Below are 24,103 nucleotides of genomic sequence, written 5' to 3'. Positions count from 1 at the left end.
CGAGCACGTCACAGCGCCAGCGCGGCGAGCGGCGAGAGCGTGTTTTCATAAGCGCTTTCGAGCACGTCGAAGCAGTCTTCACACGGATCGCGGCGCCCGCGTGCGATGGCTCGCACGAGCCGGAACTGCATCACCATCGACTCCGACGCGATTCTCTGCGCCGCGGCGGGGATCGACGCCGGCATCTCGAAGCCTTGTGCGGAAAGCCATAGCAGGTACTTCGAGAGAAACTCGAAGTTCGCGCCGAGCTGCCGCATCAGGTTGAACGAGTACGGGTGGAAGAACGCCTCGCCGCGTTCGAGCAGCGTGTCCAGATGCGCGGGAAAGGCGGCGCGCCACTGCGAGATCGGATTGGTGAGCGGCCGCCGGCCGAGATGCGCGCGCAGCAATTCCGCGGATGCGTCGGCGAGCGCGGTGCCTTCCAGCGCGGGCCGCGCCTGCTTGGCGAATTCGACGTACGGAAACAGCAGATCCGGCTGCTGCGCGAATTGCGGCAGCTTGCGGAACACGCCGTCGTAGTCCTCGCCATCGAGCCTGTGATAGCCGGTGTTGTGGAAGTAGCCGAGGCGGCGCGCGGGCGGATCGATAAAGTCGATTCCCACCGTGGTTTTCGGATGCTCGCGCCGATACGAGGTGGCACGCGTATTCGGCAGGTAATAGCCGTCCACTTCCACCAGCACGGTATGGCCGCGCACGGTCTGCGCAAGCACGCGGGCTTCGAGCGAGTCGTAGATCGCCAGTTCCTGCACCTGGGTGCCGTACAGCCGCTCGAGGTCTTCGAGCGGAAATTTGAAGAACGTGAACTGATCGCCTTCGAAGTCCTGCATGACGGTAAAGCCAAACGCCGCGCGCGGATCGAGTCCGAAGCCATGCAGCAACTCGATCCACAGATCGACGTAGCAATTGGTCTCCTGCCACACGCGCTCGCCTTGATGCAGCGCGTGCGGCGCATGCTGGCGCCGCGCCGGCATGGGCGCGGCCGCGCTGCCCTGAGCCGCCGGGTCGAGCCGGCGGGGCAACGGCAAAGCGGACTGCACGCCCTTCGGCACGGGGATCAGGGAGGGATTCATACGCTGTCTCCCGCACCCTGTTTGGTCACCATGGACTCTGGCTGCATGGCTTGCAGGCCATGCGCGACCTGCGCCTCGGTGTCGCCCCACAGCAGTGCGCGCACATCGTGCGGCCACGCGTTGACGTCGAGCCCATGATGGCGGAACAGCGCGAGCGTAATGCGTTCCATGCCGAAGCCGACGCAACCCGTGTGCGCGACCGTGCCGTCTTCGCACGCGATCTTCCAGATCGCGCCGAAATGCTCCATGTGATAGTTGAACGAGAGGCAGGCCGTTTTGCTGTCCGCGTTCGCCACCGGAATCAGCAGTTCGAACTTGAGTGCCTGGGCGCGCTGGCTATCGGCGACGATCTTGCCGCCCCGGCCGAAGAACGGATCGTTGGCGAGATCCACTTCAACCGGCAGTTGCAGCAGCGTGATCAGCAGCGAGCCGCGTTCGACCCACATCTGCCGGAACGCCATCACCTGGTCGGCGCTGCCGAGGCGCACGTATTCGCGTTGCCGGAACATCTGCATGCGGCCCGGATCGAGCGACGGCTCGTGGCGGAAGCAATACGACAGCACGTCGATGGTGCGGCCGTCGGCGGGCAGCGGGCCGCGCCGCGCCATCACCGGATAGATCGGATAGCAGGCGGCGGGCGTCAGCACGACGCGAGTCGGCTTCTGCTGCGCCATCCATTCTTCGCTGCGTTCGTCGTCGCGTTCGGTCATGGCGTCGTCGAGTGCGCGTAACAGGCGCTGGTGGCCCATGTCGTTGCCGCAGAACGAGTGGATCGTGCCGGCGAGATTCGGAAAGCTCTTCAGATATTCGCTGTCTTCGAAATCGGTGCGGCGCATCGCCGGCGGAAAGCGCAGCACTTCCGGCTGCTGATCCGCGCCGAGATGCGTGATCGCCACGTTCAGGCGGTCCACCACGTCTTCGAAAATCTGGCTGCGGCCGTACAGGCCATTTTCGCCGGTATCGATCAGCAGGCCCGCTGCGAGCAGTTCGTCGCGGAAAGTCGGCGCGGCGCTTTCCTGAGCGGCAGCGGCAGTTGCAGCGGCCAGCGCGGCGGTATCGGTCATCGTGTTCATGTCAGGCTCTCCCCGGGGCGGCAGGACGCTGCGCGAGCAACAGGCTCGCCGTGTTCTGCGCAATACGGTCGTTGTTGATCATCAGCGGCGCGGAGTAAAGGTCGCGCAGATGCCGTCCCACGCTGTACTCCGTGCCATTCTTGTAGCCCGCCATGCCGCAGATCATCAGCACTTCCTGCACGACTTGCAGGGCGGTGGTCGAGATGCTGGTTTTCAGCGTGTTCATGTCCGAAGCGAAGCCGAGCATGGCCGAGAGCGGCGCGTCGGCCTGGCAGCCGCCGTGTTTCGCGTGATGTGAGGTGCGCGCCGCTTCGAGCGCGACCGACAGGCGCGCCTGCATCATCTGCAGCAGACCGACTGCTTCGGCAAGGCGCAAGCCGGACGGTGGAATCGAGCCGGGCTTCGAGCGGGCCTGCGCACGGAAGAATGCTTTCGCGCGATTCACCGCGTCGCTGGCGACGCCGGTCCACACCGAGGCCCACAGCGTGTGCGAGACCGGCAGCATGGTCTGATCGGCGATCTCGGCGAAAGGCGTCGGCAGGATCTGCCCGGCGAGACCGGTCGCGACGAGCCGGAAGCCCTCGCTGCAGGTGCCGCGCATGCCCATCGAATCCCAGCCGCCGCGTTTTTCCAGTTGCGTCGTCTCGCGTAGCGCGACGATCAGCACCTGGTCGGCCGCAGCCGATTCGGCCGTGCGGCGCGCGGTGACCAGAATGCCGTCCGCGTGCGCGCCGTACGAGATCGTCGGGGCGAGCTTTTCGATGCGAAAGCGCGCGCCGTCGAGCTCGACCGAGCAGGCGCTGGTGCGCATATTGCCGCCGATGGTTTCTTCGGAGGTCGCCGAAGCCAGCAGCCATTGATGCTCGACTAGTTGCGCGAGCAACTGTCGATGCCAGGCCGACTCGCTGCCGTGCGCCTCGATGCACGCCACCTGGATCTGATGCATCGCGTAGACCATCGCGGTGGAGGCGCAGCCCTGTGCGAGCGTTTCGCAGATCGCGCCGACGTCCGCGAGCGAGAGGCCCGCGCCGCCGAATGCGGCCGGCACCATCGCCGACAGCAGGCGTTCGCGCTTGAGCGCATCGAAAGCCTCTCGAGGGAAACGCGCTTCGCGGTCCACCGAGTCGGCAAACTGCGCGGCCACGGCTGCGCAGCGTTGTGCCGCCGCGCGCCAGCCGGGTTCGGTTTCCACCGCGCTCAGCACGACGCCGGGTCCGGCGGGTTGCCCCGCTGCGGCTTCGGCGAGCGGCGCGCCCACCGCGGCCGGGTCCAGCAGCGGGGCGTTCATGCTGCCGCCTTCGCCTGTTGCAGCTCGGTGACTGCGGCGGCCATCGAATCGATGGTGGAAAAGAGCCGGCGCGTCAGCATGCGGTCCGGAATCTCAATGCCGAATTCATCTTCGATGGCCAGCATCAAATGCACGGTCGCAAGCGAGGACAAGCCCGCGGCGTACAGATCGGCGTCGTCTGCCAGGGTGTCCGGCGCAACGTCGAGACGGGCGGATTCGGAAAGGATACGGCGCAGTGCGGTTTTCATATTGAGGTGCCCCCTAATTGGTCAACGGTCTCTCGAATTCATCGATCGCATTGTGGTGTTCATCGCAGCGTGTGGTCGCATCGCGGCGCACCTGTGGCGGAAATGCGCGCGTTGTTGTCGCGCTTGCAGGGTGGCTGAAGGCCGTTTTGGCGGCTTCTTGCTACACCCTGTCCCGACCCCTCGTATTTAAGAATTGTCAAAGCCCAGCGTCAGTGCGATGCCGCACGGAAACACGCGTTTCGCGGACGTACCGTGTAGCCATGACAACAGGCCGGCGTGTTGAGCCCGCCCATCGAGGCGGCCTCGCGATGCCGGCCTCGCTGAACTTATTTACCGCTGGGGGAACGTGATGAACTGGAAAACGCTGGAATTCGAACAGCTTTCGGCACGCGAGTTGTATCTGATCTTGCGGGCGCGCAGCGCGGTCTTCGTGGTCGAGCAATCGCATGTCTGTCTCGACGCCGATGGCCGCGACGAGAACTCGCTGCACGTGTTCGCGGTCGATGACATGGCGCGGCCCATGCCGATTCTTGCCTACGCACGCCTGCAGCCGGGCGATGCGGAAGACCCTGAAATCACCATCGACAAGGTGTTGACGAGCCCGCTGCGGCGCGGCGACGGCACTGCCGAACTGTTGCTCGAACGGGTGCTGCAGACGATCGCCGAGCGTTGGCCGGGACACGCCGCGCGGGTGAGCGCGCCGCTCGGTTTGCGCGACTTCTACGAGCAATTCGGCTTTCGCAAGACGGAAGGGCCGTACCTCGAACATGGTGAGCCGTTCATCGGCTTGACGCGCCAGATGCGTGGCAACCAGCCGCTCTTCGGCGCGCGACACCGCGAGCGTGACGGTGCGGCGCTCGTCAACACGTTTGAGTTGCTGTGATGGCGCGAATGCTGATTACGCCTTCCATGGCACGAGTGAATCCATTGCAGTCCCCCGCCGGCCCGCACCGTTTGCCTCAAGGGCCGTATCCGCGCACCGCACCGGAGACCCGCACGCAGCGCAAAGGCTTGCGTTATCCGCTGCTTTGGCCGTTGCTCCTGTTCGGCGCGACGTTGGCGCTGATCCTCCTGCATCAGGGCCTGCTGATCGAGCTTTTCTTCCCGCTCGGCGCGTTAGGCGTTGCCTTGGTGCTGTACTGGCGCTCGCCCGCGCATTACATCGGCTTTGTCTGCTGGCTGTTTTTTCTGACGCCGGAGGTGCGGCGCCTCGCGGACTTCGTCAACGGCGCTTTCAATGAGCAAAGTCCCATCATGGTGGCGCCGCTGCTCGCCGTCGCGCTCACCGGCCTGACCTTGCTCAAGCATGTGTCGTTGTTGGGGCAACGCCGTGCGGCGCCGCTGGTGTTGATCGTGATCGCGCTTCTCTATGCCTTCGTGGTCGGCATGGTGCAGGTCGGTCCGGCCGCGGCGACGTTTACGCTGATCAACTGGCTGTATCCCGTGATGGTGGCGTTTTACCTCACCGTCACGTGGCGCCACTATCCGGACTATCACCGGGTGCTGCTGAAGACCTTCGTTTATGGCGGACTCCTGATGAGCGGGTACGGCCTGCTCGAGTTCGTTTCGCCGATGCCGTGGGATGCATTCTGGCTGATCTCCTCGCGGATGCTGTCCGAGGGGCAGCCGGTGCCGTTCGGCATGCGCGTGAGCAGCACGATGAATTCGTGCGGCCCGTTCGCGGTCACGCTCATGACGATTCTGCTGATGTCGCTCGCCGCGCGCGGTAAAGCGCGCATCCTGCTCGGATGCGTGGGGATTCCCGCGCTGTTGCTCACCGGCGCGCGCAGCACGTGGGGCGGCTTCGCGATCGCGCTGGTGTATTCCTTCGCCATGCTCGACGGCAAAAGCCGCATGCGGCTGATGGCCGGCGTGCTGGGACTGGCCGTGGTGGCCGCGCCGCTGATGATGATCGATCAGGTGGCCGAGCCGGTGATGCAGCGTTTGAGCTCGATTCAGGACCTCGGCCAGGACGACAGCTATCAGGCGCGCGCGGAGTTTTACAAGTCGTTCATGTCGTCGGCGCTAACCGATATCGCGGGCCAGGGGCTCGGCACGACCGGCCTTGGCAGCAAGCTGTCTGACAACACCGGGGCGCAGGCGATGCTCAATTTCGACAGCGGCCTGATGGAGGTGCCCTATGTGATGGGGTGGCCGGGCACGCTGCTCTACGTCACCGGCATCGTCATGCTGTTGTGGCGCGCGTATCGGGCGAGCCGCCTGCATCCGACCGACCTGCTGGCGGTCTCCGGCGTCGGCGTGGCGGTGGCGATTTTCTCGATGATGATTTTCATCAACACGCTGATCTCGGTGTCGGGCCTGTTTTTCTTTCTCGGCGTGACCCTGCCGGTGATTTCGCTGCGCCATGCGCGTGAACGCCACGGTGCGCTCGCCGCGGCCCCGGCACGCCTCTAAAAAGATATCCAGATGAAGGACAACAGGATGCGGATTCTGATCGTCACCCACGTCGTGCGCAAGAACGATGGGCAAGGGCGCGTCAACTACGAGATCGTGCTGGCGGCGCTCGCGGCCGGTCATTCGGTGACGCTGCTCGCCGCCGAGGCGGCCCCCGAACTGGTGCAGCACCCGGGTGTGCGTTTCGTGCGGATCGCTCGAAGCCGGCTGCCGACCAAGCTCGCCCAGTACCAGATGTTCGCGTGGCGCTGCGGTGCATGGATCCGTGCGCATCGTCAGGCGTTCGATGTGATTCACGTGAACGGCTTCATCGCGTGGGCGAGTGCCGATGTCAATGCGGCGCATTTCGTCCACGACGGCTGGTATCGCTGCGGTTTCTATCCGTTCCGCCTGTTGCGCAGCGTCTACGACGCGTATCAGGTCCTCTACACGCGGCTGAATATCGGGTGCGAAAAATGGGCCTTCCGGCACGCGGAGGTCATCGTGCCGGTGTCGCATGCGGTCGCCGCCGAAGTGCGCGCGCTGGGCCCCGGCGCGGCGCGGCTGCAGGTCATTCATAACGGCGTCGACGTCGAGGAATTCGCGCCCGGTGCGCCTGAGCGGGCCCGCTTCGGTCTGCCGCCGGGGCCTTTCATGCTGTTGTTCGCCGGCGACCTGCGCATGTCGCGCAAGAATCTCGACACGGTGCTGCGCGCACTCGTGCACACCTCGGCCGACGTGCATCTGGCGGTCGCGGGGATTCTGCACAACAGTCCGTATCCGGCGCTGGCGGCGTCGCTCGGGCTGACGGAACGGGTTCACTTCACGGACATGGTGATGGACATGCCCGCGTTGATGCGCTCGGTCGACGCGTTCGTGTTTCCCTCGCGCTACGAACCGATGGGACTGGTGCTGCTCGAAGCGCTGGCTGCGGGATTGCCGGTCATCACCGTGCGTACCGTGGGCGGCGCCGAAGTGATTACGCCCGGAAGCGGCCTCGTGCTCGACGATCCCAACGATGTGCCCGCGCTTGCCGCGGCGATCGAACGCCTCGCGAGCGATCGCGACTATGCTCGACGGTTGGGGCAGGCGGCGCGTGAAGTGGCCGGAACATTGAGCTGGCAGGCCATGGCGGAGCGCTATCTTTCGCTCTATGAGCAGGTGCATGCGCGGCGCTCGGCGCAATCGTTGCCGGCTAGCTGTGCGACCGCACCGGTGGAACTATGAGCGCGCCGATCGATTCGCTGCAAATCGGCATGCACTGGTTCAACGAGCGGCCAGGCGGCCTCGACCGCATGTTCAAGGCGCTGATCGATACGCTGCCGGAACAGGGCGTCAATGTCCGTGGGCTGGTGGCGGGCAGCCCCGGCGTGTTCGACGAATCGGGCGGCAGCGTGCTGGCCTTCGCCGGTGCACAGTCGCCGCTCGGTACACGCCTGTGGGGCTCGCGCAGGCAGTCGCGTGCGCTGCGGGAGGCGAAGATGCCCGATGTCGTCGCCACCCATTTCGCCCTGTACGCGGCGCCGACCGCCGGTCTGTTCAAGCGCGTGCCGAAGGTCGTGCATTTTCACGGGCCGTGGGCCGCCGAGTCGTATCCGGGCGGCGGGGGCGGCGGGGCGCGTGCGCTGCGTCTTGCGCTCGAGCGCTTCGTGTACCGGGGCGGCACGCGTCACATCGTGCTGTCGCAAGCGTTCGGGCAGATTCTGCGCGAGACCTATGGCGTGAGCGAGGCGCGCATCCGCGTCGTGCCCGGCTGCGTCGACGTCGCGCAATTCGATACGCGCGTGACGCAGCGGCGGGCGCGCGAGCGCCTCGGTTTGCCGCTGGACCGGCCGCTGCTGTTCTGTATGCGACGCCTCGTGCCGCGCATGGGTCTGGAGGACCTGATCGATGCCATGGCCATCGTCAAGCCGCTGCTTCCCGACGTACTCCTGACGATCGCCGGCAAAGGTCCGCTGGAGGCGCAATTGCAGGCGCGCATCGTCGCGCGAGGGCTCGAGCGCTACGTGCGACTCGCCGGCTACGTGCCCGACGACAAGGTGCCGCTCTGGTATCGCGCGGCTGATCTGTCAGTGGTGCCGACCGTTTCGCTCGAAGGCTTCGGGCTCACCACGATCGAATCGCTCGCAGCCGGTACGCCGGTGCTGGTGACGCCGATCGGCGGTCTGCCGGAAGCGGTCGCGCCGCTATCGGCGGAACTGGTGCTGCCCTCAAGCGGATTCAGGGCAATCGGCGACGGCATTGTCGAGGTGCTGCTCGGCCGGCGCGTGGTGCCGGACTCGCAGGCGTGCCGTGCGTATGCGCGCGAACATTTCGACCGGCCGGTGGTCGCCGCGCAGGTCGCGCGAATCTACCGCGAAGCGATCGACGCGTTCTGACGCGTTAGAAACTATGCAACGTATCGCACGCAAAACTTTCGAACGGCTCGTCTGTGTCGCCGCCCTGGCGCTGCCGGTGCTGGTGCTGATCGCGGCCGGCGGGACCTCGGGCGGCACCGCACTCGGGCCGGCGCAGGCAGCCGCAGCCGTGCCGGGCGCAACCACGGTGGCTTCTGCCGGCAAGCCCGCTGCCGAAGCGCGCGCCGCCGCCGCGCATCCGTCGCTGTCGTACCGCACGTCGTGGATCGGCAACACCTGGGGCTACGCGGATCATCGCTGGATGCAGATCGACGTGCAGGCGCTCGCCGTCACGCCTCACGGGGACGTCTTCACAAATGCACCCTGGGATGAAGGCGGCGGCGAGATCGGCCAGTACCGCGACGGTCAACTGGTTCGCCACGGCGGCGAGTCGCACGGCTGGGGCATGATGGGCGGCGATGCGATCGCCGTGAACGACGAATACGTGTTCGTCGCGCAAACCGTCGTCAGTCTCGGCAACGAGATGACGCTGCACCGGCGTATGCCGCGCGAAGGCGAGCAGTGGACCGGCGTCTCGCGCCGCAGCCGCGCCGATATTCGCGACGGCGTGCCGTTCGCCGGTGAGGTGAGCTGGCCGGGCGGCAGCCGGCTGGCTTTTCTGCTGGTCTCGACTTTTTCGAGTAAGGAGGATTACGCGATCCGCGGGCTTGCCGCGGACGAGACGCGGCTCTTCGTGTCGAATCAGCGTGAGAACCGCGTGCAGATCTTCGACGCCCAAACGATGCAGGCGGTCGGCAGTTTTCCGGTGCACGAACCGGGCCGCCTCGCGCTCGCCCCCGACGGTTCGCTGTGGATCGTCGAGAACAGCCGCACCGACGGCGCCGAACACGTGGTCCACCGTGCGCGCAATGGCGCACGCCTGGGTGAGCTCGCCTTGCCGTCAGGCGTCGTGCCCGCGGATCTGACGGTCGACACGCGCGGACGGCTGCTGATCGCCGACAACGGTGTGCGCCAGCAGATCCTGATCTTCGCCGCGAAGCCTGCCGATCCTGCCGCCCCGGTAGCGGCATCCGGCGCCGCGCAAGCGGGAGCGGGCATGCAGCTGTCGGCGACCTTCGGGGAAGAGGGCGGCATTTATGCAGGCCGCGCCGGCGCGCCGGGGCCGCGGCGCTTCAATGGATTGACCGGCGTAGGCGTGGACCGGGCCGGCAACATTTATGTGTCGATGAACGGCGCGGGACCGCGGCCCATCGGCACGGGTCCGAGCACCTACGACGGCGCGCTGATCGAAAGTTACGCGCCCGACGGGACGCAGCGTTTCAGTCTGCAAGGGCTGTTGTTCGTCGATGGAGCGCAGTTTGTCGACGGCGAGCCGCCTTCGGTCTATAGCGGCAGCAAGCGCTTCACGCTCGACCTGACACGCCCGGTCGGCGAGGAGTGGTCTTACGCCGGGTACACCGCCGACCGTTTCCGCTATCCCTACGATCCGTATTTTCATCTGTACCTCGGCGGCCAGCGCGGCATGCCGCTCGTGCGTGACGTTCAGGGACACCGGCTGCTCTATACGACGGACATGTATTCGTCGTATCTGCGTATCTATCGCTTCAGCGCCGATCGCGAGACGGCGATTCCCTCGGGTCTCTTCGCGCAGTCGCATATCGACGGCACGTGGCCGCCCAATCAGCCGCTGCACGGCGAATGGATCTGGCGCGACGCGAGCGGCAAGGGCGACTTCTCCGCCAGCGCGTTCGACCAGAACACCGGCAGCACCGACGCGCCGCAGATGCGGGCGTGGTGGGTCGACACTCGCGGCGATATCTGGCAGGGCACCGAGTCGCAGGGGATCCGCTCGTTTCCGCTGCAGGGCTTCGACCGGGTCGGCAATCCGGTCTACCGCTACGGCGCGATGCGGCAGTATCCGCCGCCCGCGCCGTTCTACCGTATCGCGCGGCTGAATTACTTTCCCGCCGACGACACGATGTTCATCTCCGGCTCGACCCCGGCGCATCCATTCGTTCAGGACAACTGGAATAGCGCGGGTTCGCAACTGGCCCGTTACGACCACTGGAAGAGCGGCAAGCCGGTGCTGCGCTACGTCATCGGCTTGCCCGATCGCGGCGCGCCCGACTGGTCGTCGATCAGCGGCTTCGCGGTGGCGGGCGACTACATCTTCGCTATCGAAACCCGAAGCGCGATCGTGCGTGTTTACGACCGGGCCACCGGGCGCGATGTCGGCCGCCTCGCACCGGGCAAGGAAGTCGGTTCGACGAGCGGCTGGATCGACGTGCCAATGCCGCTTACCGCCCACCGCCTCGCGTCGGGCGAATACCTCGTGCTAGTCGAGGAAGACGCGCACGGCAAAGCGCTGATGTATCGCTTTACGCCCCAGACGGCACCGCTCGCGGCGGCTCCCGCTCACTCAACGGATGTTGCACGGACCCCATGAAAATCATCCATCTTGCCAATCATGCGCAAAGTATCGGCAACGGCATCGTCAACGTGATGATCGACCTTGCCTGTATGCAGGCGTGTGCCGGCCACGACGTGACGGTGGCGTCGGCGGGCGGCGGTTTTGAAAGCCTGCTGGCGCGGCACGGTGTGCGTCACGTGCTGCTTTCCCAATCGCCGAGACCGTCGCGTTTGCCGGGCATGGTGGCGGGCTTCAGGCAGCTGGTCGCGCAATACGACCCCGACGTGGTGCACGCGCACATGATGACCGGCGCGCTGATTGCGCGTCTGAGCGCGCTGCGGCGGCGTTACGTGCTCATCACGACGGTACACAACGAGTTCCAGCGCACCGCCACGCTGATGCGCGTCGGCGATCACGTCGTCGCGGTCAGCGATGCCGTGGCGCTGGCGATGGCACGGCGCGGCATACCGCAGGCGCGTCTGAGCGTCGTGCGCAACGGCACGATCGGTACGCCGCGTCTGGCCGGAATACCCGTCCCCGCAGCGCCGCGACTGGCGCACCCGTGCGTCGTCACGGTGTCGGGCATGTATGAACGCAAAGGGATCGGCGATTTGCTGCACGCCTTCGCGTTGCTGCGCAAGAGCGTGCCTGACGCGGTGCTGTATCTCGTCGGCGACGGACCCGATCGCCCCGCGCTGGAAGCGCTGGCCCAGCAGCTCGGCGTTGCCGGGCACGCGCACTTCGAAGGTTTTGTTGCCGACCCGCGCGCTTATCTCGCGCAAGCCGACGTTTTCGCACTGGCCTCGCACTACGAAGCGGCCGGACTGGTGTTGTGCGAAGCGCGCGAAACGGGACGCGCGATCGTGGCGACCCGGGTGGGCGGGATCCCGGAGATGCTGGACGGCGGAGAGGCCGGCTTATTGGTGCCGCCCCATGATCCGGTCACGCTTTCAGAGACACTCGGGCTGCTCCTGACCGATCGCGCCGCGCACGCGGCGCTCGCTGCGCGGGCGACGCAAAACCTCGACACGTTCGGCGTGCAACGGGTGAGCGACGGCTATCTGTCGATCTACGAACGCACGTTGGCAAGTTGCCAGCCGCGCCGCTTTGCAGCCATTGCAACGCGCGACAGCAGCGTGCCGGCCATCGGCGCGGCCACGCTCGCAGTGCCGGATGCCTTGAACAAGCATTAAACCAGCGTTAAACAAGCCTTGAAAAGCGGGTCGCGAATGGCGGCCCGCTGCAACCGGTCGACTAGCTGACCGCCAGCGTTACCCGCGTCCAGACTTTATAGACGACGCTCCTCAGTTCGCTGGACCCATGCAGCGACAGGCCCAGATTCGCGGCCGCCAGCACGAGCGCCGTGGCGATGAGCGTCGGCAGTGCGGTGATCGATTCAGAGAGCACCAGCGCGACGAGCAGGAACGCGAGGTGGACCAGCATATTGCGCACAATGGACCAGACATGCAGTCGCGCAAAGAACAGCAGCACGGCGTAGTCGAACAGCGACTTCATCACGACGACGACACCTGCCCCCATGATTCCGAACCAGTGAATCCCGCACCACAACGCACCGGCGAACACCGGCAATTCGAGCCAGCTTACGCCGGCGATATAGGCAGGGCTCGTCTGCGCCTGAATCAGAATGCCCAGAATGCCCGACTGGCCGCCCAACCACACGCCCAGCACAAGCACGCTGGCGACTGGCGCCGCGGCCGCGACCGTCGCGCCCAGCCATAGCGTCAGAAAGGGCTTGAGCGCGAACAGCGCGACGATCACGCACGGCGTGAAGGCGCCGTTCAGAAACGCGAGAGAGCTATGCGCCAGTACGTCGGCATCGGCGCGCGAGACGGCCGACAGGCGCGGGAACAATGTGCGCACCATCGCGATCGGCAGCAGGTTCAGACGCGTGATGAGGTTCTGCGGCGTCGCATAGTAGGTCACGAAGCGCGCGCCGAGCAGGGCGCCGATCAGCACCCGGTCGAGTGTCGACGCAATCATGCCGGCTCCCGAAAACAGCAGCATCCAACGTCCATAGCGGAAGAGTTCGGCCATCACACGCCATTGCGGCATACGCACGCGGCGAATGCCGATCGCGCGGAATGCCGCCGCGCCGAGCAACACGCCGGCGATCAGACGCGCCACCACGGCGGCCGGAATCACCACTGCGAGCGAGGGCGAAAAACAGAAGATCGCCGCGAGCGGCAGCAGTTGAAACAGCGCCGTGCCCAGGGTCTGGTTGATGTTGAAGCTGGTGAAGCGTTCCACCCCGTTGATGGCACCGGCAAAGACCCAGGAGACGTTCGCGATCGGCACGGCCGCCGCGATCCACGGCAGGCTCGCCATTACCTCTCGCTGAAAGCCAGGTTCGATCTTCACGCCGTGGCTGATGTAGAGAAACGTGCCGAGGTAGACCAACAGGCCGCCCACGATGCCGGTCCCGAGATTCATGAACCACGCGCTCCAGAAGATGCGCTCGATCGAATCGTCCTGGGCGGCGCGCGCCTTGGAGATCTGATTTTCTGTCGCGAGACTCGTGCCGAGATCGAGCACGCTGAAATAGCCGATGAGCGCCCACACCAGATTGATGACCCCATATCGCTCGACGCCCATCAGGTGGATATAGGCAGGCACGGTGACGAGGGAGACGAAGGTCGGAGCGATGGCTCCCGCAAAATTGATGAAGATGTTCCTGACGATACTTCTTTCCATGGTGCGCTATCCGCCGGGTGAAGTCATTGAATGGTGTCGTTCATCCTGGACGCTGTCGGTGCGCAGCCGCACCCAGCAGCGCGCTTGAAACGACGGCGCCGGCTCGTCGAGGCCTCGATAGTGCACCTTCGCTTATTGCGGATGTGTGTGTGGCCGTACAGAGAGCCGCGTTCCGGCAGGGTTAAATGAAATCCGTTACGGTTTTCGGAACATCCATGACTGAGCTCATGACTTTGCCTATGACCTTGCCTATGAGCGAGACCTTGCAGGACGAAGGTAGTGCGTCGGCCGCGCGGCTGATCTCCATCTGCATTCCGACCTGCAACCGGCCCGCCTTGCTCGAACAAGCCATAGAAAGCTGCCACGCGCAGACGTATGGCGAGTTTGAAATCGTGATCGGCGACGACTCCAATGACGACAGCGCGCAGCGCGTGGTGGCGCGCTGCCGCTTGCGCGGCACGCAGCCGATCCGCTACGAACGCAATGTGCCGCGGCTTGGACAGGCGGCCAACGTGAACCGGCTGTTCGCCCGTGCGCAAGGGGCCCGGCTCGTACTGCTGCACGACGACGATCTGCTCGAGCCAGGCGCGCTGACCCGTCTCGACGCGTGCTGGCACCCGCATCCCGAGTTGAGCGCCGCGTTCGGCAAGCAACGCGTCATCGCGGACGACGGCACGCCTCGGCCGCAAGCTACCGAACGGCTGAACCGCGACTATTTACGCGTGCCTGAACGCGCCGGCCGGCTGCCGGTGCCGGCGCTGGCAGGCATCGACCAGATGTTTCCGAACAACGGCTATCTGGTGGACACCTTGACCGCGCGCCGGATCGCCTATCGCGCGGCTGCCGAGGTCGGCGAAGCGTGCGACTTCGATTTCGGCTTGCGGCTCAGTGTCGAGGCCGTTGCGATCTGTTTCGTGGATGAGTTCGTCTCGGTGTCGCGCGAGACGGCGGCGTCGATATCGACTCATGCCTTGCCCGCGATGCATGCGTTTGCACAACTGCGCGCAAGCAGCGTGCCGGAGGCGGCGCAGGCTGCTCGCGAGAACGCGCTGCGGCGCGTGGCGCCGCGCGCCGCATCGGCCTATGCGCGTGCCGGCGAGCCAGCCGCCGCCTGGCGAGTGCTGCTGTCGAGGCATTACCCCATGCGCGACAGACTGCGTGCGCGCTTTTTTTACCACATGCTGCTCGCCACCCGGTCGGCCTTTGCCTTGCGCACGCCGAACGGCGGTTGAACGGTACGTCGATCGCATCGGCGTCTGCCGTCGCGGCGTGCCCCTCGCCAAGCAGCATAAGCATTGGAGTCCGACTTAATGTGGGAGGACGTACAGATGAATCGGACCGTGTTTGTTGGAGTGATCGAGATCGGAGTTGCCCCGGTGAGGAGTGTAGCGTGAGGCCAGTCATATTCGATGGCCGGTTCGGATGGTTGCATCCGGCAGAAGGGCCAAGTGGCGTGGTGCTGTGTTACCCGTTCGGGTACGACGCACTGTGCACCTATCGCGGCATGCGCAGGCTGGCCGAGCGGCTCGCCGCGCGCGGAACGCCGGTGTTGCGCTTCGACTACCCAGGCACCGGCGATTCGGCGGGCGAGGCAAGCGATCCCGGCTGCTGGCGCGCGTGGATCGACAGCATCAAGCAGGCCGTGGCGCTGCTGCGCGAGACCACGGGTGTCGAGCGCGTGACGCTATGCGGCCTGCGGCTTGGCGGCACACTGGCGGCGCTCGCCGCTCAGGAACTCGGCGGCGTGGACGGCCTGGTGCTGCTTGCGCCCGTTTTGTCGGGCAAAAATTATCAGCGCGAGTTGCGGGCCCACTACCGCAAGTGGCTGTTGATGCCGGCCGCGATGGATTGTGAAGCCGAGCCCGATACCGATGCATTCGTCGAAGCGTATGGCTTTCGCCTCTATAGCGATACCCTGGAGTGCTTGCGCGCAGTCGATTTGCAGCGCGATGCCAGCCGGCCGGCCGGGCGCGTGCTGGTGCTCGATTCACTCGACCCCGCGCGGGTCGACGCGCTGGCCGCGCATTATCGTGCGCAAGGCATGCAGGTGGAGCGGCAGTCGTTCGACGAATACGGCAAGTTCATGATGGAGTCGCTCGATAGCGAGATTCCGCAGGCAGCGTTTCAGTCGATCGAGGACTGGCTGGCGCGCGCTACCGGCGACCGCTCGGCGGGCGAGCGTGCGGCGGCGCGCGGTGACGCTGGCCCCGGCGTCGATCACATCGTTGAGCACGCGGCGGATCACATTGGCGACCACGCCGCGGGCCACATGGTCGAGCCAGGCGTGATCGAAACACCGGTGTGGCTCGACGGCGGACGAATGTTCGGCATTTATTGCACACCCGAATCACGCTTTTCCGCCGCGCCGGCGGTGCTTTTGCTGAATACCGGTGCCGTTTCGCGGATCGGCAACGCAAGGTTCGGCGTGCGATTCGCCCGGCGCCTCGCGCGCCGGGGTATCGCGTCGCTTCGTGTCGATCTCGGCGGCCTTGGCGACAGCCAGCCGTCATTGGACGCGTTGAGCCTCGATGCGTTATATGCGCAGGCGGGTGCCGACGATGCCGCGTGTGCGGCGCGTTGGCTGACGGCGCAAGGACATCGCGGTGCGGTGCTGCTCGGAATCTGCGCGGGTGCCTTCGTCGGCCTGCACGCCGCGTCGCGCGAGCCGGCGGTGATCGGCGCCGTGCTGGTCAATTTGCAGAAGTTCACGTGGCGCAATATCTGCGACGAAAACGGCAAGCCGTCCGTCCCTGTCGCCGCCTTCGGTTCGACGCGCAGCTACCTGCGCTCAATGAGCCAGCCGCGCAAATGGCTTCGCTTCGTGCGCGGGCAGACGGGCGGCTTGCCGGTGGCACGCGAGCTGGCGGCGCGCTTCGCGGCCAGGTTCGGCGCGACGCTGGCCGATTGGATCGAACGCGCCTGCGGAATCCAGCTGGGCCTGAAAGACGCGCAGGGCCTCATTACCGCGCTGCATGCGCGCGGCGTCGACACGCGTCTTTTTTACGGCGTGCTGGACGAGGGCGTCGAGGAACTCGAACGCTATTTCGGCGCCCGTGGCGGCCGGCTGCGGCGCTTCGGCCGGATCGGCGTGGTCTTTCGCGAGCGCACCGATCACGCGATCCTGTCGGCCCGCGCGCAAGAAAACGTGATGTCGTACTTCGAGGACTTTTTTCAGAACACTTTCGGCGAGACCCGTCAAACCGACCCATCCGTTGCCGGCGTGCCGCTGCGTGTAGGGCTCGCCCGGCGGTTTGCCCGCGTCACACAGTGGCTTCTGAAACGAGCGCGCGCGCTTCGTCTATCAGGGGAGGCGCAATGAACAACAGCCAATCCGAGTTGGGTCGCATCAACCGTGTCGCATGGAATTCGCCGGATGCCGCCCGGTTATTCATGCTCGACAAAACATTCTCGGATCCGGGCGAGCGGGCGGCCTTCGCGTGGCTCACGCCGCGTTGCGCCGGCGAGCCGTTGCTCGACATCGGTATCGGCGCGGGCCGCACGATTGCGCTGATGACCGCGATCTCGAACGAGTACACCGGCGCCGCCCGGGCCAACGCGGCGCGCATCGCATCCATTACACCGATAAACAGACCAGACTGCACACTAACGGGAATCGCACATGAATCGCATCGTTGAACCAGGCAATCCGATCGCGTCGACCGCTGGGGTCACCGAAACGGCCACACGCTTGTCCGTCCAGCCGGTGATTCTCGCGGGCGGCTCCGGCACGCGGCTCTGGCCGTTGTCGCGTGAGCGTAATCCGAAACAACTGATCGGCCTGATGGGCGATGAATCGCTGCTTGAAGCAACGTTGCGCCGGCTCGACCTGGCGTTCGCCGCGACGGAACCGCGCGCGCCGGCCGCGGACACGCGGACCACGACCGCGCTGAGCACGGCTACGTCGCTCGTGGTGTGCTGCGAGGATCTGCGCCTGCAAACGCTCGAACGCCTCGAGCGTTGTGGCCGGCCGGTGCGGATGCTGCTCGAGCCGGTGCCGCGCAATACCGCGCCGGCGCTCACCGTGGCGGCGCTGGCCGCGCGCGCGGCGGCAGCGGCTGGGGACGATCCGATCATCGTTGCGTTGCCCGCGGACCATCTGATTGCCGATCATGCAGCTTTCGGCGCGGCGTTGACGGAAGCGATCGCTCAAGCCACCCGCGGTGCGATCGTCACGCTCGGCGTGCCGCCGCAGCGCGCGGAAACCGGCTATGGCTATATCCGCACGGGTACGGCGCTCGGCCCCCACGGGGCGCGCGCGATCGAACGCTTCGTCGAGAAGCCCGATGCGGAACTCGCCGAACGCTATGTGGCCTCCGGCGAGTACTGGTGGAACAGCGGCATGTTCGTGGTGCGCGCGTCGGTGTGGCTCGCGGCCATCGCGCTATGCCGGCCGGCGATCGCGGCGGCGTGTGCGGACGCTTTCGAGCAAACCACGGTAGATGGCGACGGCGCGCTGCATCTCGCGCGTGAGCCGTTTGCCGCGTGCCCTTCCGATTCGATCGACTACGCGGTGATGGAGCGCGTCGCCACCGACGCGCGTCTTGTCGGCGTCGCGGTGCCGCTCGTCGCGGGCTGGTCGGACGTCGGCGCGTGGGATTCGGTTTGGGAGGCCTCCGATAAGGATGCTGACGGCAACGTCGCGCGGGGCCGCGTGATGTTCGAGGACTCGACCGACAGCTTCGCGCATTCCGAGGGCCGGCTCGTCGCGTGTGTCGGCGTGAGCGGCGTGGTGGTGGTCGAGACCGCCGACGCCGTGCTGGTTGCCTCGAAAGATCGGGTGCAGGACGTCAAGGCGATCGTCAGCCGGCTGAAGGCGCAGCAGGGCGCGGAGGCTCAGGAGCATCGCAAGGTCGGCCGGCCGTGGGGCTTTTACGACTCGCTCGAACGCGGGGAGCGCTTCCAGGTGAAGCGCATCGTCGTCAAGCCGGGAGGGCGTCTGTCGTTGCAGATGCATCATCATCGTGCCGAGCACTGGATCGTGGTGCGCGGCACCGCACGCGTCACGCGCGGCGAAGAGTGCTTCCTGCTCTCGGAGAATCAGTCGACGTACATTCCGCTCGGCGTCACGCACCGGCTGGAGAATCCGGGCAAGACGCCGCTTGAAATGATCGAGGTGCAATCAGGCGGCTATCTCGGCGAAGACGACATCGTGCGCTTCGACGATCAATACGGCCGCGATCAGGAGAGCGGCCATGCAGGCGCGGGTACTTCACACTGACGAGCCGCAAGAGGCGGCCGGCTTGAACCTCTCCAGCTTCGACGAGCGACGCTTCCGCCATGCATTAGGGCGTTTCGCAACCGGCGTCGTCGTGATTTCGACCGGCCGTGGCGACGGGTTGCACGCGATGACCGCGAACGCCTTCATGTCGGGGTCGCTCAAACCGCCGCTGATCGTCGTGTCGGTCGGGCATCGCACGCGCATGCACGAGCGGTTGATGAACAGCGCGATGTTCGGCGTGAGCGTCCTGTCGGATGCCCAGGAGCCACATAGCCGCCACTTCGCCGGCGATCCGCAGAGCCGCCTCGCGCCGCGCTTCGCGGCGGTGGATGGCCTGCCGGAGGTCGTGCTGCTCGAACACGCGGCGGCCCGTTTCGCGGCACGCATGGTGGATCGCCATCCGTGCGGCGACCACACGCTGTTCGTGGGGGAGGTACTGGTGTTTTCGCTCGATGAACACGCGCCATTGATCTTTTTTGGCGGACGCTATGCGTCGGTTGCAACACCGCCTGCAACGCCGCTCGTCACACCGCTTGGGACCAGTATTTGCTAAAGGCATGAGCGGGGGCAGATCAGACAATTCGCTTCGCTACGTGCGTCTTCGCACTATGCAAATAGTGCAACGCAGGCACGCTTGAGACGCCAGCTTATGGCCCATCAAAACATGCGGCGTTACACGGAAGAAACAATTCTTCAGAGGGATAACCCTGTCAGGAAGTGTCCCAACTGGCGCAACTGGTTTGAAGCTAGCAACGTATCGTAAAAGAACTACGACAGCGATATAAAACGACACACTAGGGCCGCTTGATCAACAGGCTACGCGGGGACAAACACCGCTTCGGGGAGAGTGTCATGGAACAGGCAAACAAGGATCGATCGCTGGTCAGCAAAGTCATGGACGGGCTTGTGACCGGCATCGTCGAAGAGAAATACGGCGCCATACTGCCACCGCAGGATGTGCTGTCGAAGGAGTTTGACGTCAGCCGCACCGTCATGCGCGAGGCGCTGTCGATGCTGCTCGCCCGCGACATGCTGGACGTACGGCCGAAGATCGGCACGCGCATCCGGCCGATGAGCGATTGGCGCATGATCGACGAGGACGTCGTGAACTGGCGTTTTCGCGCGAAACCCGATCCGCTGTTTCTGCGCGACGTGATCGAGTTTCGCATCCTGATCGAACCGCGCGCCTCGGCGCAGGCGGCCGCCCGCGGCAGCGCGGCGGACGTCGCGGCGATTCGCGAGGCGTTCGAAGCATTCCGCGTGATCCGCCCGGACGAGCCCGGCTATCAGTCTGCCGACGAACTGTTCCATGCGCGCATCGTGGTGGCGAGTGGCAATCAGTTCTTCAAGCAGATGGCGGCGATCATTCGCGGTGCGCTGTCGACGGTCAATCCGATCGTCAATCAGAAGGACGGCATGTGGGAGAGCGCGGTGAACTTGCATCAGCGCGTGGTCGAAGCGATTGAACGGCGCGATCCGAAGGAAGCGGAAATCGCCTCGCTCGCGATGATCGACTACACCGCCGAAGAGATCGGCAGCAAGTTCAGTTCAGAACCGCCGGTGCGCGACTGAGCGCGGCCGCCACGACGGCATTCAGGCGGCTTTCCTGCGAAGCGGCCTTGCATGAGGAACGGTGCGGCAGCATGTCCGCTCGTGCGCGCGCGGCTTGCGCGACAATAGCGGCTGTTCTGAACTGCATGGACTCGAATCACCAATGACTATCGCACTGCAAGAAACCCCCTCGGGGGGCGCCGTGATTCGCTGGGGGATCGTCGGGACGGGCCGCATTGCCCGTCGCTTTGCTCAAGGACTCGCTCACGTGCCGCATGCGCAGCTGAGCGCGCTGTGGTCACGCCGCACCGAACCGGCCATGGCCTTTGCGGAAGAATTCGGCGGCGAGGTATGCGCGAGTTTCGACGCGCTGCTCGCGAGCGGTATCGACGCGCTCTATATCGCCACGGTCCAGGACAGTCACGCCGACTACGCGATCGCCGCGCTGCAAGCCGGTCTGCACGTGTTGTGCGAAAAACCCGCCACCATCAACCAGCCGCAACTCGAGCGTGTGCTCGATGCCGCGCGCGCCGCACAGCGGCTTTTCATGGAAGCCATGAAACCGCCGTTCTATCCACTCTACAGAAAGTTGCGCGCGCATCTGAATGCCGAACCGATCGGCGAGGTGGGGCTTGTGCGCGCCGGCTGTTCGGTGCCGGGCGTGCCGGACGATCATCCGTCGATGTCGTTCGAGCATGCGGGCGGTGCACTGCTCGATATCGGCATCTACGAAATGTTTCTTGCGGTCGACTGGCTCGGCGCGCCGCGTGAAGTGCAGACGCTCGGGCGCCTCGGCTCGACCCGCGTCGACACGTTCGCGAGCCTGAACAGCCAGCATGAGCGCGGCATCGCCCAGCTGTTTTGCGGGCTCGACCTCCACGGCAAGGGCGACGCGCTGCTGATGGCCAAGGGCGGCCATGTCACGATTCATGAACCCTGGTGGAACCCGTCGCGCGCGACGATCCGTTACGCCGACGGTCAGGTGGTCGAGCTCGACGAGCCGTTCGAAGGCGGCGGCCTGAACTACGAGACCGCGCATTTCTGCGAGCTGATTCGAGCCGGGCGGATGGAGAGCCCGGTGATGTCGCATGCCACGTCGTTGCAGATGATCGCAATGGCCGATGCGGCGCGCGCAGCGTTAGGGCTGAAATTCGCGGGCGAATGAAGGGACGCCCGCGCTGCCGCGTCGCCCCCACTCACGGTGGTACGATTTGCGTCGGCACGCGGACTCGAATAATAGGGACCGCGTGGTCCCCGCTTTCGATTACCTTCCACTGGAGCCGCCCGCGATGCGCATGCTTGGAAAACTGTGGCGCGACAACAAGAGCCTCGTCGCCTTTCTGCTCCTGATGGTGCTGTTCCGCAGCGCCGTGGCCGACTGGAATGTCGTGCCGAGCGGCTCGATGTTGCCGACCATCCGCGAAGGCGACCGGATCTTCGTCGACAAAATGGCCTACGATCTGCGCGTGCCGCTCACGCATATCGCGATCGCCCATCTTCATGATCCGCAGCGCGGCGATATTGTCACGATCGATTCTTCAGCGGCGCACGAGTTGATCGTCAAGCGTCTGATCGGTTTGCCCGGCGACAGCGTCGCGATGCGCGACAACGTGCTGTATGTGAACGGCGTGCGCGCCGAATATCGGCCGCTGAAATTGAAGCCGTTGCCGGGCGACGCCACGTCCCCGGGCGACTATCTGACCGAACGCTTCGACGGCGTTGCGCATACGGTGCGGCTTGCGCCTGACGCGCCGAGTCCACGCGACTCGTTCGGGCCGGTGATCGTGCCGCAAGGCGAGTATCTGATGCTCGGCGACAATCGCGACGACAGTGCGGACTCGCGTTACTTCGGCTTCTTTCCGCGCAAGGAATTGATGGGCCGCACGCGTCACGTCGCGTTTTCGCTCGATCCGGATCATTACTACAGACCGCGTTTCGAGCGCTTCGGCGCGTCGCTGGATGCGGCGTCGTTGGCGGCCAGCCGGTAAGTGAGTGGCGAGGTATCGATGCTCAGTGGCGCTCAGTGGCGCTCAGTGGCGCGAGGGCAGCGCAAGGCGCCGTTCGTACCGGTGCTGCACCCATTCGAGTACCTGGCACAGCACCCAGTAGACCGCGGCGGCCGCGAGATAAAGCGGCAGCGGCTGATAGGTCGACGCGATGATTTCCTGCGCGCTGCGCAGCAGTTCGGTCACGGTAATCACCGACACCAGCGACGTATCCTTGATCAGGCTGATCAAGCTGTTCGACAGACTGGGCACGGCGATGCGCAAGGCCTGCGGCGCGATCACGTAGCGCAGCGTCTGACGCCGCGAGAGTCCGAGACTGTACGCAGCCAGCCACTGGCCGTTGTGAATACCGAGAATCGCGCCACGCATGCTCTCCGACAGATACGCCGCCACATTCGCCGACAACGCGATCACGCCCGCAGGCGTGGGGTCGAGCGAGATGCCGAGACTCGGCAGGCCGTAATAGATCACGAAGATCTGCACCAGCAGCGGTGTGCCGCGGAACACGCTGACATACACGCGCGCAATCCAGTTCAGGGCCCGGTTGTGGCTGATGCCCATCACCGCGAGCACGGCGCCGGCAATCAGGCCGAAGATCATCGACAGAACCGCGAACTTGACCGTCAGGACGGCACCCTGCGCGAGCACAGGAAGCGATTGGACGAGCAGGGAAGTGGTGGACATGAGCGGTGGGTAGGTTGGCGCGCAAAGCGCACATCATAAACTTTGGCGGGCGTTCAGGCGGAGGCCGAAGCGCGACGCGAAGTGCCGTTTGGAACGTAACAGACAGGGCGCAATCCGGCGCGACGGAGCGGCGACCCGGCATCACTTGCGCGGCGATTCAATGGCGACCCGGCGCAAACGGAAAGCGGGTCATGCAAAAGCGAAGGGCGGCATCGCCGACGATGCCGCCCTTCGCTTCATCCGGTGCGCGTTACTTGACCGGCTTGCTGACGTCGATCCCGAACCACTTGTCCGAGATCTTCGTGAACGTGCCGTCGGCTTCGAGCTGGGTCATCGCCTCGTCGATCGACTTGGCGAACTTCGGATTGCCCTTCCTGAACGGAATGCCCGACGGATTGCCCGTGCCGACCGATGCGCCCGTGCGCAACGGCAACTGCGAGTTCTTCATCAGATACGCAAGCATCAGGCGGTCGTTCAGCGCCGCATCCAGACGGCCGGCGGCCAGATCGCGCAGGTATTCAGGCGCGCCCGGATACGTCTTCACGTCGATGCCGGGCACCGACTTTGCCATGTCCATGTAGTTCGTGCCCAGACCGACGCCGAGCTTCTTGCCCTTCAGATCGTCGAGCGATTTGAACTGGCGCGTGTCGTCCTTGCGCTGGATCAGTTGCGCGGCCGAGTACGTGTACGCCGGCGAGAAGTCGAGCACCTGCTTGCGCGCGTCGGTAATGCCGACCTGGTTGACGATCACGTCGAACTTGCCCGCCTGCAGGCCGGCGATGATGCCGCTCCACTCGGTCGTGACGAATTCCGGCTTCACGCCGAGCTTGGCCGCAACGGCCTTGGCGACGTCGACGTCATAGCCAACCAGTTCGCCCGACGGCGCTTTCGAGTTGAACGGCGGGAAGGTGCCTTCCATACCGATGCGCAGCGTGCCGCGTTGCTTGACCTGGTCGAGCAGGTCGTCCGCGTGCGCGGCGACGGCGGTGAACGACGCGCCGATCAGGCCGGCGACGAGCATCTTTTTCAGCAAACCAAATTTCATCGTGTTCCTTGATGTTACGGTGGATTCGTCCGGCGTTTTAACAGACT

The 24,103-nt window shown here is 65.3% G+C and carries 20 protein-coding genes and 1 pseudogene; 14 read left to right on the top strand and 7 right to left on the bottom strand.

The features are described from left to right. Nucleotides 1-8: 8 nt before the first annotated feature. Genes ACAX43_RS20845 through ACAX43_RS20830 form a run of 4 tightly spaced genes read right to left on the bottom strand, consistent with a single transcriptional unit; the run spans nt 9 to nt 3,679 of the window. Nucleotides 9-1,070, bottom strand: a complete 1,062-nt coding sequence (locus ACAX43_RS20845) for a DUF1839 family protein (RefSeq protein ID WP_370710295.1) — start codon at nt 1,068-1,070, stop codon at nt 9-11. After that, complete coding sequence (locus tag ACAX43_RS20840; protein ID WP_370710294.1) at nt 1,067-2,143, bottom strand: amino acid--[acyl-carrier-protein] ligase; 1,077 nt, start codon at nt 2,141-2,143, stop codon at nt 1,067-1,069. The genes ACAX43_RS20845 and ACAX43_RS20840 overlap by 4 nt, the downstream gene beginning before the upstream one ends. Before the next feature lies 1 nt (nt 2,144). Continuing rightward, complete coding sequence (locus ACAX43_RS20835) at nt 2,145-3,431, bottom strand: acyl-CoA dehydrogenase family protein (protein ID WP_370710293.1); 1,287 nt, start codon at nt 3,429-3,431, stop codon at nt 2,145-2,147. After that, nucleotides 3,428-3,679: an acyl carrier protein gene (locus ACAX43_RS20830; protein ID WP_370710292.1), complete on the bottom strand. Its 252-nt coding sequence runs from the start codon at nt 3,677-3,679 to the stop codon at nt 3,428-3,430. Before ACAX43_RS20830 ends, ACAX43_RS20835 begins: the two co-directional genes overlap by 4 nt. Before the next feature lie 349 nt (nt 3,680-4,028). On the opposite strand from ACAX43_RS20830, the gene ACAX43_RS20825 reads away from it, so the two are divergent. Genes ACAX43_RS20825 through ACAX43_RS20800 form a run of 6 tightly spaced genes read left to right on the top strand, consistent with a single transcriptional unit; the run spans nt 4,029 to nt 12,033 of the window. After that, nucleotides 4,029-4,562 (top strand): GNAT family N-acetyltransferase, encoded by a 534-nt coding sequence (locus tag ACAX43_RS20825; RefSeq protein ID WP_370710291.1) that lies wholly within the window; start codon nt 4,029-4,031, stop codon nt 4,560-4,562. Then, nucleotides 4,562-6,094 (top strand): O-antigen ligase family protein, encoded by a 1,533-nt coding sequence (locus tag ACAX43_RS20820; RefSeq protein WP_370710290.1) that lies wholly within the window; start codon nt 4,562-4,564, stop codon nt 6,092-6,094. Before ACAX43_RS20825 ends, ACAX43_RS20820 begins: the two co-directional genes overlap by 1 nt. A gap of 27 nt (nt 6,095-6,121) precedes the next feature. After that, nucleotides 6,122-7,300, top strand: coding sequence for a glycosyltransferase family 4 protein (locus tag ACAX43_RS20815; protein ID WP_370710346.1), 1,179 nt, complete (start codon nt 6,122-6,124; stop codon nt 7,298-7,300). Further along, complete coding sequence (locus ACAX43_RS20810) at nt 7,297-8,451, top strand: glycosyltransferase family 4 protein (RefSeq protein WP_370710289.1); 1,155 nt, start codon at nt 7,297-7,299, stop codon at nt 8,449-8,451. Before ACAX43_RS20815 ends, ACAX43_RS20810 begins: the two co-directional genes overlap by 4 nt. 13 nt (nt 8,452-8,464) lie before the next feature. Further along, nucleotides 8,465-10,876: a hypothetical protein gene (locus ACAX43_RS20805; protein ID WP_370710288.1), complete on the top strand. Its 2,412-nt coding sequence runs from the start codon at nt 8,465-8,467 to the stop codon at nt 10,874-10,876. Further along, complete coding sequence (locus tag ACAX43_RS20800) at nt 10,873-12,033, top strand: glycosyltransferase (RefSeq protein WP_370710287.1); 1,161 nt, start codon at nt 10,873-10,875, stop codon at nt 12,031-12,033. The genes ACAX43_RS20805 and ACAX43_RS20800 overlap by 4 nt, the downstream gene beginning before the upstream one ends. 61 nt (nt 12,034-12,094) lie before the next feature. On the opposite strand, the gene ACAX43_RS20795 is transcribed toward ACAX43_RS20800, so the two are convergent. After that, nucleotides 12,095-13,552, bottom strand: a complete 1,458-nt coding sequence (locus ACAX43_RS20795; RefSeq protein ID WP_370710286.1) for an oligosaccharide flippase family protein — start codon at nt 13,550-13,552, stop codon at nt 12,095-12,097. A gap of 251 nt (nt 13,553-13,803) precedes the next feature. Here ACAX43_RS20795 and ACAX43_RS20790 point away from each other — a divergent pair, with 251 nt between their 5' ends. The 8 genes and pseudogenes from ACAX43_RS20790 to lepB all read left to right on the top strand — a co-directional run bounded on the left by ACAX43_RS20790 (nt 13,804) and on the right by lepB (nt 22,309). Then, nucleotides 13,804-14,784, top strand: a complete 981-nt coding sequence (locus ACAX43_RS20790) for a glycosyltransferase family 2 protein (protein ID WP_370710345.1) — start codon at nt 13,804-13,806, stop codon at nt 14,782-14,784. A gap of 158 nt (nt 14,785-14,942) precedes the next feature. Continuing rightward, nucleotides 14,943-16,871: an alpha/beta fold hydrolase gene (locus ACAX43_RS20785; protein ID WP_370710285.1), complete on the top strand. Its 1,929-nt coding sequence runs from the start codon at nt 14,943-14,945 to the stop codon at nt 16,869-16,871. After that, nucleotides 16,868-17,092 (top strand): annotated as a pseudogene (locus tag ACAX43_RS20780) (SAM-dependent methyltransferase); the annotation flags it as partial. The gene ACAX43_RS20785 and the pseudogene ACAX43_RS20780, both read left to right, overlap by 4 nt. A gap of 79 nt (nt 17,093-17,171) precedes the next feature. Continuing rightward, the gene (locus ACAX43_RS20775) at nt 17,172-18,770 is read left to right on the top strand and encodes a mannose-1-phosphate guanylyltransferase/mannose-6-phosphate isomerase (RefSeq protein WP_370710284.1); all 1,599 of its coding nucleotides are present in this window, start codon (nt 17,172-17,174) and stop codon (nt 18,768-18,770) included. Then, the gene (locus ACAX43_RS20770; protein ID WP_370710283.1) at nt 18,745-19,323 is read left to right on the top strand and encodes a flavin reductase family protein; all 579 of its coding nucleotides are present in this window, start codon (nt 18,745-18,747) and stop codon (nt 19,321-19,323) included. The genes ACAX43_RS20775 and ACAX43_RS20770 overlap by 26 nt, the downstream gene beginning before the upstream one ends. A 299-nt stretch (nt 19,324-19,622) precedes the next feature. Continuing rightward, complete coding sequence (locus ACAX43_RS20765; RefSeq protein WP_370710282.1) at nt 19,623-20,342, top strand: FadR/GntR family transcriptional regulator; 720 nt, start codon at nt 19,623-19,625, stop codon at nt 20,340-20,342. A gap of 142 nt (nt 20,343-20,484) precedes the next feature. Continuing rightward, a complete protein-coding gene (locus ACAX43_RS20760; protein WP_370710281.1) occupies nt 20,485-21,486 on the top strand; it encodes a Gfo/Idh/MocA family protein in 1,002 nt (333 codons plus the stop codon). A gap of 124 nt (nt 21,487-21,610) precedes the next feature. Further along, nucleotides 21,611-22,309: a signal peptidase I gene (lepB, locus tag ACAX43_RS20755; RefSeq protein ID WP_370710280.1), complete on the top strand. Its 699-nt coding sequence runs from the start codon at nt 21,611-21,613 to the stop codon at nt 22,307-22,309. Nucleotides 22,310-22,351: 42 nt separating this feature from the next. On the opposite strand, the gene ACAX43_RS20750 is transcribed toward lepB, so the two are convergent. Together ACAX43_RS20750 and ACAX43_RS20745 are read right to left on the bottom strand one after the other, a co-directional pair. Beyond that, nucleotides 22,352-23,011, bottom strand: coding sequence for an amino acid ABC transporter permease (locus ACAX43_RS20750; RefSeq protein WP_370710279.1), 660 nt, complete (start codon nt 23,009-23,011; stop codon nt 22,352-22,354). 250 nt (nt 23,012-23,261) lie between these two features. Beyond that, nucleotides 23,262-24,056 (bottom strand): cystine ABC transporter substrate-binding protein, encoded by a 795-nt coding sequence (locus tag ACAX43_RS20745; RefSeq protein WP_370710278.1) that lies wholly within the window; start codon nt 24,054-24,056, stop codon nt 23,262-23,264. Nucleotides 24,057-24,103 lie beyond the last annotated feature (47 nt).

The sequence above is a fragment of the Paraburkholderia sp. IW21 genome, assembly GCF_041321145.1.
Taxonomy (GTDB): Bacteria; Pseudomonadota; Gammaproteobacteria; order Burkholderiales; family Burkholderiaceae; genus Paraburkholderia.
Note: the sequence above shows the minus strand (reverse complement) of the source record. Positions and strands in the feature narration are given on the sequence as shown.